The organism is Labilithrix luteola (genome assembly GCF_001263205.1).
Lineage (GTDB): Bacteria > Myxococcota_A > Polyangia > Polyangiales > Polyangiaceae > Labilithrix > Labilithrix luteola.
In genome coordinates this window covers 3,885,002-3,896,382 of sequence record NZ_CP012333.1, presented here as the reverse complement: position 1 = coordinate 3,896,382, position 11,381 = coordinate 3,885,002, and the positions used below count along the sequence as shown (strand labels likewise).

General features: G+C 66.4%; 7 protein-coding genes and 1 pseudogene. 4 read left to right on the top strand and 4 right to left on the bottom strand.

Annotated elements, in window-relative coordinates:
* Positions 1-12 precede the first annotated feature (12 nt).
* Both AKJ09_RS17425 and AKJ09_RS17420 read right to left on the bottom strand, forming a co-directional pair.
* On the bottom strand, positions 13-1,224 hold the full coding sequence (locus AKJ09_RS17425) for an efflux RND transporter periplasmic adaptor subunit (RefSeq protein ID WP_146648330.1): 1,212 nt from the start codon (positions 1,222-1,224) through the stop codon (positions 13-15).
* A gap of 2 nt (positions 1,225-1,226) precedes the next feature.
* The gene (locus tag AKJ09_RS17420; RefSeq protein ID WP_169927612.1) at positions 1,227-1,955 is read right to left on the bottom strand and encodes a TetR/AcrR family transcriptional regulator; all 729 of its coding nucleotides are present in this window, start codon (positions 1,953-1,955) and stop codon (positions 1,227-1,229) included.
* A 1,045-nt stretch (positions 1,956-3,000) separates the two neighbouring features.
* Between AKJ09_RS17420 and AKJ09_RS17415 the strand changes: the two genes are divergently transcribed.
* Entirely contained in the window at positions 3,001-5,550 is a 2,550-nt protein-coding gene (locus tag AKJ09_RS17415) for an ATP-dependent Clp protease ATP-binding subunit (RefSeq protein WP_146655567.1), read from the top strand.
* A gap of 18 nt (positions 5,551-5,568) precedes the next feature.
* On the opposite strand, the pseudogene AKJ09_RS17410 reads toward AKJ09_RS17415, so the two are convergent.
* A pseudogene (locus tag AKJ09_RS17410) lies at positions 5,569-6,773 on the bottom strand (aminotransferase class V-fold PLP-dependent enzyme).
* Positions 6,774-7,070: 297 nt separating this feature from the next.
* Here AKJ09_RS17410 and AKJ09_RS17405 point away from each other — a divergent pair.
* Positions 7,071-8,543, top strand: a complete 1,473-nt coding sequence (locus AKJ09_RS17405) for a M1 family aminopeptidase (protein WP_169927610.1) — start codon at positions 7,071-7,073, stop codon at positions 8,541-8,543.
* A gap of 78 nt (positions 8,544-8,621) precedes the next feature.
* On the opposite strand, the gene AKJ09_RS17400 is transcribed toward AKJ09_RS17405, so the two are convergent.
* Positions 8,622-10,562 (bottom strand): radical SAM protein, encoded by a 1,941-nt coding sequence (locus AKJ09_RS17400; protein ID WP_240488507.1) that lies wholly within the window; start codon positions 10,560-10,562, stop codon positions 8,622-8,624.
* Positions 10,563-10,645: 83 nt separating this feature from the next.
* Here AKJ09_RS17400 and AKJ09_RS17395 point away from each other — a divergent pair, with 83 nt between their 5' ends.
* Positions 10,646-10,870: a hypothetical protein gene (locus tag AKJ09_RS17395; protein ID WP_146648327.1), complete on the top strand. Its 225-nt coding sequence runs from the start codon at positions 10,646-10,648 to the stop codon at positions 10,868-10,870.
* A 95-nt stretch (positions 10,871-10,965) separates the two neighbouring features.
* Positions 10,966-11,379, top strand: coding sequence for a secondary thiamine-phosphate synthase enzyme YjbQ (locus AKJ09_RS17390; RefSeq protein ID WP_146648326.1), 414 nt, complete (start codon positions 10,966-10,968; stop codon positions 11,377-11,379).
* The last annotated feature ends 2 nt before the right edge of the window (positions 11,380-11,381 follow it).

Here is an 11,381-nt window from a genome sequence, read left to right as displayed (position 1 = left end):
TTCGGCGACGAACTACTTGGCTGCCGCGGCCGACGGAGCTGCGGCGGCCGGTGCGGGACCGAGATCGATCGGGTCGCCGTCGTGGAGCTCCACGTTCGGCGAGAGGACGACTTCATCGGCGGCGGTGAGCCCACGCTGGACGACGAGCGTGCCGTCGGTGTCGACCGCGAAGGAGACCTTCGCGATCTTCACGTGGCCGTTCTCGACCTTCACGACTTCGTCTTGCGAGCCGGGACGACGCGCGGCAGAAGGAATGCGCACCGCATCCGTTTCGCCGCCACCGTCGATACGCGCGCGCACGAAGCCCCACGCGAGGAGCTGGCCGTCGTCGTTCGGCACTTCGATCTCCACGGGCGCACGGCGCGTGGATTGATCGAGCGACGGAACGATCGCGATGACCTTTCCCTCGACGACGCGCTCGCGATAGGTCACGTGAACCTTCGAGCCGTTCGCAATGAGCGGCACGTCTTCCTCGCCGACGGTCACGCTCAGTCGGAAGTGCGACGTGTCTTCGATGTGGATGAGCGGCACACCGGCGTTGACGACGGAGCCGATCCCAGTGGGCGCCTTGGTGACGATGCCCTTGAACGGCGAACTGATCGAGTGGAGGCCCGCGCCGCTCTTGGCGAGGGCCGTCGAGGCGTGCGCGCCATCGAGCTGCGCCTTCGCGAGAGCAACCTGCTGGCGAGCTTGTTCGACCTGCGCTTCGGGGACCGACTTGGTCGCGGCGAGCGCCTCGGTGCGCTTCAAGTTGTCGAGGGCCAGGGCGAGGTTCGCCTCGGAGCCGCGCACCTGCGACTCGGCCTGGCCAACCTGGGCAGCGGCACGCGAGACATCGAGCACGGCGAGGTTCTGGCCGTCCGTGACCTTGTCGCCGATCGAGACGCCGACGCGCACGAGCCGCCCGCTCGTCTCGAAGCCCACGTCGGCCTCGCGCCACGGCTTGAGCGTACCGGTCACGTCGACGCGCGGGACCCACTTGGCCGCGGTCGGATGAACGGTCTTGCTCAGTTCCTTCTGGACAGGCCGTGCGGCGGCCGCCTTCTTCTCCTCGGCGACGACGGCACGCTTGGCGACGGCTTGCTTCACGCGCACAGCGAGCAGACCACCGAAGCCGACCGCGACGGCGAGTCCGATGATCAACCCCACGCGCGCGCTGCGCTTCCCCGAAGCCCCCACCGTGCCCACCACCGGCTCGTTGGGAGGCAATCCGTAACCGTCCATCGCTAGACCCTTCCTCGTACGACGCGGGTAGTCCGCGCCGGCTTTCCTTCGCCCGCAAGCTGACCGGAGCGGACGTGCGTCCGTTCGCCATCGTTATTGACCGGCCGGTTACGCATCTCGAGTGCGCGCAGCAGTTCGGGCGTACCGAAGGCCCGAAAGAAAGTGTCCTGCGCGAACCGGACCCACGTCTCGATCGGCGGCCGCGTGTCCGTCGCAACCAGGCGCGTGACCAGCTGATTGTAGGCGCCGACAACGAGTGTCACGGCCAGGTCACAATCCAGATCGTCGCGATAGATGCCCTCGCGGCGGAAGTAGTCGAGCCACTCACGCGTGGTCTTGACGATCTCGGAATGGAACGCCTGGAACAGGTAGTCGTAGGGCCCTTGGCACGTCGGCAAGATCCGGAGAATGGCGCGGTTTTGCCAGAGAAACTCGAAGAGTTGGACGTCTTCGACGCGGGAGCGCTCGACCATCTCGAAGCGCTCTTCGGGCAATCCGGGATGCACGGGCGGCGAAGGAAAGAACTGCCCGCAACGCGCGAGAAACGACTCGACGACGTGTTTGAGCGCCGCCTCTTTGCTCTCGAAGTGAAGATAGAACGCACCCTTCGAGAGGCCCGCTCGCTTGGTGATTTCTTCCACCTTGGCGCTGGCCAGCCCTCGTTCGGCGAACACGGCTTCCGCCGCTCGCAGAAGCGAGATCTTCGCTTTGGGATCCGCGATACGCGACATCGATTCCCCTGGTCCCCCTGTTCGGTCGGCCTCCCCGCCGTCCCCTTTAATGACCGGCGGGTCACTATAGAGACGCGCGGGGGAGTCGCAAGGGCCCCGCAGAGAAATCACAAGGTCATCCATGGCGAGTTGTTAGGACCGGTGGAGACAGTCGACCAGGGCTCTCGTTCCCGAGAACGAACGCGTCACGACGGGTCGTCGTCGTACGTGGGGTTTCGCGTCGTGTGATCACGTGCGCGATCGCGATCGCGACTGCAAGGCAATGGCCGGGCGTCGGCGGAGCGATCTCTCGACGAGCGAGGTTTGATCACTTCTTCATCCACCTTCGGGTTCGCGTGAAGGCTGAACACGCCAACGAAATCGACGAGCGTTCAGCGCGATGTTCTTCGAACCCGAACAATCGACGACTCGATCGACGTGCCCACGCCTCTCGCAGTCGCTAGCGCACGCATCCAACCGAGCGAGTCCTCACTCGAAGTCGCCCCCAACCGCGGGACAACCGATCGTTCGCCCCCACGAACATTCCGCCCGTCGCATTTTGCTCGCCTCTGCGCGTCTTCACGCGCTCGCAGGAGGACGCGCTTCATCGAGTCGCTTTTCTGACGGGGCGCGCTCGGGGGCGCGTTTGGCTCGCGGGCGCCGACCTCGTTACGCAGGAGATCGTCGCTCCGCATGCGCTCGAGCGGGTCACGCTGCGCGCGACGCGCTTTGTCCTCGCGCGTGCGCTCACCGCCGGCGATCGGACAAACACCCGCTTCGGCGCTTAACGCGAGCCAAACGCGCCCCCGAGCTCGCCCCTCCCATCGCGAGCTCACTTCGCTTCAGTAAGGGCCCACCGCACGGCGCCACCGTGAAACACCGCTTCAGCGGGTAACGCGAGTCAACGCGCTCCGAGCTCGCGCCTCCCATCGCGCAGCGGACATAGCCCCTGTCGCGCGCGCGGATGGCGAAGCAGGCTGCGTGCCACAAGCTCGAGTGTGGCGCGCAGCCGACCAGGCCTGCGCTTTCTTGGCCCCACGTCGCTGCCCATGCGATGGCAAGCAAGATGCAGAGAGCGCTCTCGACCCGCGAGCCCGATCTCGCGGCTCTCCGCCGTTTGGCCGAGGACCTTGCGCAGCAGCGCGGCCAGAAGCCGACGACGACCCATTTGTTGGCCGCCGTCGCGAGTGGCCAGGACGATGCTGCGCAGCTGCTCCTCGAGCGACGTCTCGATCCAGAGGTCGTTCTCAAGGCGGCACGCATCACGGTCGACGACGCCGCCGACGCGATGAACCGTGCGATTCAGCGCGCGCGTGAGCTGGCGGGCCGAGGTGGTGCAGGGCGGACGGAAGCCCGTTCGGTGCACGTTCTCTTCGCGCTCTGCCAGGAGAGTGGCACCGCCGCGCATCGCGCGATGGTCCAGTGCGGGATCGACGTCACGCGCCTGCGCGTCGTGTCCATGCAGCTCGCCATGGGGATTGCCCCGCCGCGGCGACCGGTGACGGTTCCCGTCTCGGCGAACGCGCAGCGTGAGGGACTTCGCTCGAGCGGGATCATGCCCTCGGCTCCGGTCGCGAGGACGACGCCGTCGACCCGTCCGCCGACACCCTCGTCGCCTCCCCCGCCCTCGGTGCGTCCCTCGACTCCGCCGGTCACCGCGAAGCCGCCGACGCCGATCGTCGCGGTTCCTACGCCGCCCCCGGCGAACAAGGCTCCCGCGCAGCCGGCGCCCGCCCACAAGCCTCCTCATCAGCGGAGCAAGAAGCGGACGGCAGCCCCGGCAACACGCGCCGATCGTTTCGCCCTCGATCCGAAGCAGTTCCCGCTGCTCTGTGCGCTCGGACAGAACCTCACCGAGCGCGCAGCCAAGGGCGAGCTCGATCCGGTCGTCGGTCGAGATGCCGAGATCGAACGCGCGCTCGACGTGCTCGCCAAGCGTTACGCGAACAATGCATGTCTGATCGGCGCGCCCGGCGTCGGCAAGACGAGCGTGGTGCGTGGCCTCGCGGCGCGCATTGCCGAGGGCGTCGACGTCGCTTGCTTCGAAGAGAAGATCATCGTCGGCCTCGAGCCCGCCGCACTGCTCGCCGGGACGGCCGTTCGCGGCTCGCTCGCCGAGCGCCTCGGACAGATCAAGACCGAGGTCGCGCGCGCGAAGGGCCGCATCATCCTCTTCTTCGACGAGATGCACGTTCTCTTCGGACAGGACGCCGGCGACGAAGCGGCCAGCGAGCTACGCCTCGCCCTCGCCCGCGGCGAGATCGTGTGCATGGGCGCGACCACCGAGCAGGACTATCGCCGTGCGATCGACTCTGATCCCGGGCTCTCGCGCTGCTTCACGCCCATCGAGATCTGCGAACTGTCGCCCGAAGAGGCCCTGCTCGCCATCGAGGGCGTGACGCCCATCTTCGAGAAACACCACGGCTGCCGCTACGACGAGAACGCGCTCGCCAAGGCGGTGACCTGGAGCGTGCGCTACTTGCCGAGCAAGGCGCTGCCCGACAAGGCCGTTCAAATCCTCGACCTCGCCGGCGCTCGCGCGCGTCGTCGTGGGGAGTCAGCCGTCGAACCGCTGCACGTGGCCGAGGTCATGAGCGAGCTCGCCGGCGTGCCCGAGGAGCGCTTGCTCGAGACGGATGCCGAGCGTCTTCTCCGCATCGAAGAACTCCTCGGCGACCGCATCGTCGGTCACAAGCAGGCGCTCGCGCGCATCGCCACGGTGCTTCGTCGCAACGCCTCGGGCTTCCGCTCGAAGCGTCCCATCGGCACGTTCCTTCTGCTCGGGCCCACGGGCGTCGGCAAGACGGAGACGGCCAAAGCCATCGCCGAGTGCCTCTTCCACTCGGAGAGCGCGATGACGCGCCTCGACCTCTCGGAGTACGCCGAGTCGCACGCCATCTCGCGTCTCGTCGGCGCCCCTCCGGGCTACGTCGGTCACGATGCCGGCGGCCAGCTCACCGAGTCCGTGCGTCGTCGTCCGTACCAGGTCGTTCTCCTCGACGAGATCGAGAAGGCGCACCGCGACGTGCTCGAAGGCTTCCTGCAGGTCTTCGACGAAGGCCGCCTGACGGACGGGCGCGGCCGCACGGTCGACTTCACGAACACGGTCATTCTCCTCACGTCGAACATCGGCGCGGAGCTCTCACCGCAGAAGAGCTCGACGCGCGCGCGCATCGGCTTCGGCCCTGCTCCTGTCCGCCGCGACGACGCTCGCGCCAAGGAAATCTCGGCCTATCAGGACGCCGTCGCCGAGGCCGCTCGCAAGGCGCTGCCGCCCGAGCTCGTGAACCGCTTCGACGAAGTCCTCGCCTTCGCGCCGCTCGGGCGCGACGACGTGGCCGAAGTCGCCCGCCGCATCCTCCGCTCGCTCGCGAGGGATCTCGAGCTCTCGCGCGGCGTGAAGCTCGACGTGAGCGGAGCCGCCATCGAGGGCCTCCTCGACGCCGGCGGCTTCGACCCCGAAATGGGCGCCCGCCCCATGCGCCGCGCCATCGGCCGCCACGTCGAAGCGCCCATCGCGGAGATGATCCTGAAGGGCGAGCTCCAACGCGGCGACGTCGCCACCGTCGACATGGAGAACGGCAAGCTGGTCGTCGACGCCGTCACGCCAGCCTAAGTTTCTCTAATTTCGCGCTCATTGTTCGTGAGCGGTCGCGGCGCACGAGATGACGTGGACCACGTGGTCCACCTCTTCCTCGGTGTTGTAATAGTGGACCGACGCGCGGACGAGGGGGCCGAGGCCGCGCTGCGCCATGTCGATCGGGGAGCTCGTCACCGAAGAGACGGAGACGTTGATTCCGCGCTCGTGCAGCAGGTCTTTGATCTCCGCGGACGAGCGGTTCTCGATGGTGAAGGTGACGATGCCACACTGCTGTCGTCCCACGTCGTGGACGGTCACCCGTGGAATGCTCCGGAGAGCGCTCCGTAGCCTGGAAGCGAGGGCCTGGACCCTGAGAGCGATGGACTCGAGCCCCCAGCCGAGTGCGTAGTCGATGGCGACGCCGAGGCCGATTTTGCCTGCGACGTGCCCCTCCCATGTCTCGAAGCGCCGTGCGTCGGCGCGAATCTCGTAGCGATCGGGGGAAATCAGCGTCGCGGCGTGAACGTCGAGGAAAGGCGGCTCGAGCTGGAGAGCGAGGGAGCGCTTCACGTAGAGCAACCCGGTGCCGCGAGGCCCTCGCAAGAACTTCCGCCCCGTCGCGGTGAGGATGTCACATCCGATCGTTTGCACATCGACGGGCAGCTGCCCGAGCGATTGACAGGCGTCGAGCAGGTAAAGGACTCCGGCCTCGCGTGCGATCCGGCCGACCTCGGCGACGGGGCGATGAGTCCGCCGTTCGAAGGGACATGCGTGACGGCGATGAGCTTCACGCGCTCGTCGATGATGGATCGCAGTGCACCGATCGAGATCTGCGCGTCTTCGTCGTTCGGGATCGTCTCGATGACCGCGCCGTTGCGCTTGGCCGTCTGAAGCAGCGCGACGACGCTGCTCACGTATTCCGTGCTGGAGACGAGGATGCGGTCGCCCGGGCGAAACTGCAGCGCATAGAACGCCATGTCCCATGCGCGCGTTGCATTCTCGACGATGGCAATCTCGTCGTGCGCGGCGCCGAGCAGTCGCGCGGCCGCGTGATAGACGTGTTCGATCCGCTCACGGCGCGCGTCCTGGGCTTCGTACGCCCCCATCTGCGCTTCGAGCGTCAGATGCTCGACCACCGCATCGAACACGGGAGTCGGCGCCAAGGATGCCCCGGCGTTGTTGAAGTGCACGACCGCTGCACACCCCGGTGTGTCGCGCCGTGCACGGGCGACGTCGAACGGCTCGTGATGTGCGCTCATCCAGGCCCCGAGCACGATCGGATACCCTCGAATTCGGACGAGAGGAAGCCCAAGAGCGGCGCCCACCAGAACGCGACGAGGTCCAATTGCAGCGCGCGGTCGTCGATGTCGTTCGGGGCCGCCGTGATCGGTCGTGAAGGTTTTCGACGGCTCAAGACGGCGGCCTCCTCTCGTTTGCTAAAGTACACAGAGCGTCATTATAGTAGACATCAGGATTGTCGCCAGCTCGTGGACAAGGGGCGTGGGCGTCGCATCGCCCCCTACCCTGGCGTGGTATCGACGTGCGCGATTGCCCCGATGACCTTGTCGGACGGTTGCGATGGCGGGAGCGACGTGCGAGACGAGGGCATGTCGACGTGGCGCATTTCGCGGTCGATCATCGTGTGGCTCGTCGCAGCGTCGTGCGGTTGCAGCGGGTCGGGCGGCCAATCGCAGCGCCCCCTGCGGGAAACGCCGAAAACGACGGCGACGGCCCAATCGCCGGGACTCGAGGAATGCCGAGAAGCGGCAGGCGCCATCGACGTCGTGCACCACGACATTCGCCTCACGATTCATCGAGCCCCCAGCTCGCTCCACGGCGAAGGCACGATCCACGTCCGCGCGCGGAGGCCTACACCTATCGTCGTGCTCGACATCCGCGCTCTGCGCATCGCGAGCGTCCGCTCCAACTCCCAACCTTTGGGGATCCGTGTCGCGGACGGCCATCTCTGCATGAAGCTCCCCTCGCCCCTGCCGGCCCTCGCGGAAGCGCCCATCGAGGCCGCGTGGGACGTCGAAGGGCACGACACACTGCACGTCGCCGAGGATCAAGTATGGGCTGGCTATGACGCCTCCGCGTGGATGCCTACGCTCCGAGACGCCTCTCAGCGCGCGACGCTCACCGTGCGCATCGACGCTCCTCCGGAGTGGAAGGTCACGGCGAGCGGGCACGCCTCGCCGTCAGCGCAGGCGCTCGGCGGACGAGCGAGTTCCACGTTCGAGCTGAAGCGCTCGTCGCCTCCCTTTCTCTATGCCTTTGCCGCTGGGCACTTCGACGAAGCGGAGCTCGACGTCGACGGCGTGAGGCTGCGCGCGTGGGGGCCGCCGGGTGAAGACCTTCGTGGGGCGCTGGCGACGACCGCGTCGACGCTGCGATTCTTCCAGAAGACGATCGGCGTGCCGCTTCCCGCCGACGAGTATCGCCAGGTCTTCGTCCGGGACAACGCAGCTCAGGAGGCCGCGGGCTTCTCGTTGCTCGGGGCGAAAGCGCTCGCCGACCTCCGACGGACGCCACGCGAAGATTGGATCTTTTCGCACGAGCTCGCTCATCAATGGTTTGGGTGGCTCGTTCCCTGCGTCGACTTCAGGGACTTCTGGCTCAACGAAGGTTTCGCGACGTTCATGGTCGCGGCCGCCAAAGAACGTCGTTGGGGACGCGACGAGTACGATCGCGAGGTGGCGCTTTGGCGCAAGCGATCGGCGAAGGTTCACGAGGACGGGCATGACGCGCCGATCTCGCTCGCTCCCCCCGGTCTTCCGCGGCGGAGCATCGACGATTCAGAGCTTCAAGCGCGCGGTGTGACCTATGCCCGTGGCGCCTTGGTGCTGCACAAACTGCGGACCGAACTCGGCGACGAAGTCTTCTGGCGGGCCATTCATCGCTACGTAGAGCAACGCGCCGACCACGGAGCAACCACCGAGGATCTTCGCGCAGCGTTCGACGACGCCAGCGGTCGCGACATGCGACCGTTCTTCGCGACGTGGGTCTATACGAACGCCCCGGATCTTTGACCGCCCCCGTCGTTCGCGTCGTTCCAACCGAGCTTCAGCGCTGGACCTCGCCCGCGAGGAGCTTTTTCTCGACCGAGGTCAGGTCGAGACGACGGGCAGGCGAACGCGCTTGCCCCCGCCTTCCTTGCGCTCCGGCGGGAGCGTCACCGTGCCGAGCGCCGCGGGGAGCGGGAGATCCTGGCCCTTGGCGTAGATGGGGTGGCGGCCCTTCGTGCGGTACCAATCGGCGACGCTCGCCGTGGCCTTCATCTTCTCGATGACCTGACGCCAGCCGACGCCCGTGTTGTAGGCGCAGAAGCTGATCTCACCCATCTGCGTGCCGTACGGGATGATGCACATCTCCGTTCGGCGGAAGTCGTAGTTGAAGAGATCCTGGAACCACATGCCGGCGACGAAGAGGATGCGCCACTCGAACTCGTGCGCGTCGCTCTCGAACTGACCGATCTTCTTGCCGCGCGCGCCGGTCTGGCTGAGAAACTGCTTGAGCAGCGTGGGGAAGCTGATGGGCGACTTGTCGGCGTCGAAATTCTTCAGGATCGAGAGAGCCACCTCGGCGAGCGTGAGCGTGCGGCCCTGCGCGGCGTCGGTGATCTCCTGGATGTCGAGCAAGAGCTGCTCGAGGTTCAGGAACTCGGTGAGCGGAACGGCCTGCTTGGTCTTCTTGTTGACGAAGAACACCGTGCCGATGCCGCAGTTCGGATGACAGCCGCACTTCATCGAGCCCCAGTCGGCGCGGTCGCCGAGGAGCGTATCGGTGAGGTCGCTGAAGGGCCCCATCGCCGAGAGCGGGAACCAATCGCGCATCGGCTCGGAGAAGCCGCACTGGTCTTTGATGTCGTGCGCGAGGTGCGAGAGCGTGTAGCGCTGGGCCTTGCGCTGCTCGTCGGTGATGTCTTCGTCGCGCCCGGTGAAACTCACGGGCTGGAAGCTGACGACGGTGACCTTGTCGGCGTTCTCGATCGCGAAGTCGACGATCTTTCCGACGTGGTGGTCGTTCACGCCGTTCACGACGGTGACGACGAGGATCACGTCGATGCCTGCAGCATGCAGATTTTCGATCGCGCGGACCTTCACGTCGTAGAGGTTTCCGACCTTGCGGTGCGCGTTGACCTCGTTGCCGATGCCGTCGAACTGCAGGTACGCCATGCGGAGGCCGGCCTTCTTGGCCTTGTGGGCGAACTCCGGATCTTTGGCGAACTCGATGCCGTTCGTCGCGCACTGCACGGCGAAGAAGCCGACCTCGCGGGCGTACTCGATGGCGCGGAAGAAGTGCGGGCTGAGCGTGGGCTCGCCGCCCGAGAACTGGATGCTCATCTGACGGCGCGGCTGCACCGTGATGGCGTCGTCCAGGATCTTCTTCACGTCGTCCCACTCGAGCTCGTGGACGTAACCAACCTGGTTCGCGTCCATGAAGCATGGGTCGCACATCATGTTGCAGCGGTTCGTGAGATCCACGGTGAGCACGCTGCCGCGCCCGTACTTGATGCTCGAGCTACCGTGCTCGCGGAGCTTCGTGAGCGGCGCGAGGAAGTCGCGGCCCGGATAGAGGTTCTCGAGGCGGCGCAGGAACCCCGGGTCGACCGCCATGACGTCTTCGAAGACGCCGTGCGTCGGGCACTCCTTCTCCATCACCACGCAGTTGCGACCGTCGACCACCTTCTCGACGATGCGCGCCTTGATCTCGCCGGGGCGGCCGTCGATCAGCTCGCGGAGGTCGCGCGCGCCACTGAGCACGTCCGTACGGACCTCTTTGACGCATCGCGGGCAGAGCGAGTCGGTCTCGCGGGGAAAGCCCAGCTGCGGAAACGTCCGCTCGTGGCGCTTGAGGAGCGGCGCAGGCGCCCACGCCGGTTTGATCGCGGGCTTCTCGATGGCCTGGTTCAGCCGCTGGATCAGCGGCCAAAGCGCACGTGCCGAACGAGCTGCCGAGCGCGTACCAAGACGAGCGCAATGAGAAACAGCCTCGGAGACGACGCGGGTCACGGCAGAAGCGGAGGAGCCAAGCGAATCGGCAATCACGATCCCACGGTATAACGGCCCGGCTGCGCCGAACAGGTGCGAAAAGACCCTGCTAGAGTGCCTGCCCTCGCCTTTCGGAACCGATGAACCAAGTCCCCCGCACGCCAACCACCCAAGGACGCAACCTCGTCCTCCTCCTGCTCGCCGCGATGGTGCTCGCCGTAGGCGCGATCATCGCGATCGGCATGACCGGCGGGAGCCAGCATATTCCGCGATCGCGCCTTCCGCTCGCAGACGCCGGCGAGGCGGGAACAGCTGAAGCGGGCGCCGGCGCCGAAGCTGGCACACATGCGCCGTCGGCTCCCTGAGAATGCGACCGCGAACTGCGACTTTCCGGCGAACCGTCGGCCCTAGGCGCCGAGCGCTAAACTAGCCGGCAAAACCAGCTCGTCCTCGATCCACCATGAAGTCCCACACCGAATACTTCACGTTCCACACGAAGAAGCGCCGCGAGCTCGTTCATCTCACGCCACAGCTCGAAGAGGTGCTCGACCGGAGCGGCATCGTCGAGGGCTTCATGCTCGTCAGCGCCATGCACATCACGGCGGGCGTCTTCGTGAACGACAACGAGTCGGGCCTCCACGAGGACATCTGGAAGTGGCTCGAGGGCATCGCGCCGTTCCGTGAAGATTACAAGCATCACCGAACGGGCGAAGACAACGGCGATGCGCATCTCAAGTCGATGCTCGTCCACCACGAGGTCATCGTGCCGATCACCAAGGGGCGCCTCGACCTCGGCACGTGGCAGCGCGTGTTCTACGCGGAGTTCGACGGGCAGCGAGACAAGCGGCTCATCGTCAAGATCATGGGGATGTGAAA

Coding starts and splice junctions, on each gene's coding strand:
- AKJ09_RS17425 (WP_146648330.1), bottom strand. CDS start 1,224: ATGGACGGTTACGGATTGCCTCCCAACGAGCCGGTGGTGGGCACGGTG.
- AKJ09_RS17420 (WP_169927612.1), bottom strand. CDS start 1,955: ATGTCGCGTATCGCGGATCCCAAAGCGAAGATCTCGCTTCTGCGAGCG.
- AKJ09_RS17415 (WP_146655567.1), top strand. CDS start 3,001: ATGCAGAGAGCGCTCTCGACCCGCGAGCCCGATCTCGCGGCTCTCCGC.
- AKJ09_RS17405 (WP_169927610.1), top strand. CDS start 7,071: ATGACCTTGTCGGACGGTTGCGATGGCGGGAGCGACGTGCGAGACGAG.
- AKJ09_RS17395 (WP_146648327.1), top strand. CDS start 10,646: ATGAACCAAGTCCCCCGCACGCCAACCACCCAAGGACGCAACCTCGTC.
- AKJ09_RS17390 (WP_146648326.1), top strand. CDS start 10,966: ATGAAGTCCCACACCGAATACTTCACGTTCCACACGAAGAAGCGCCGC.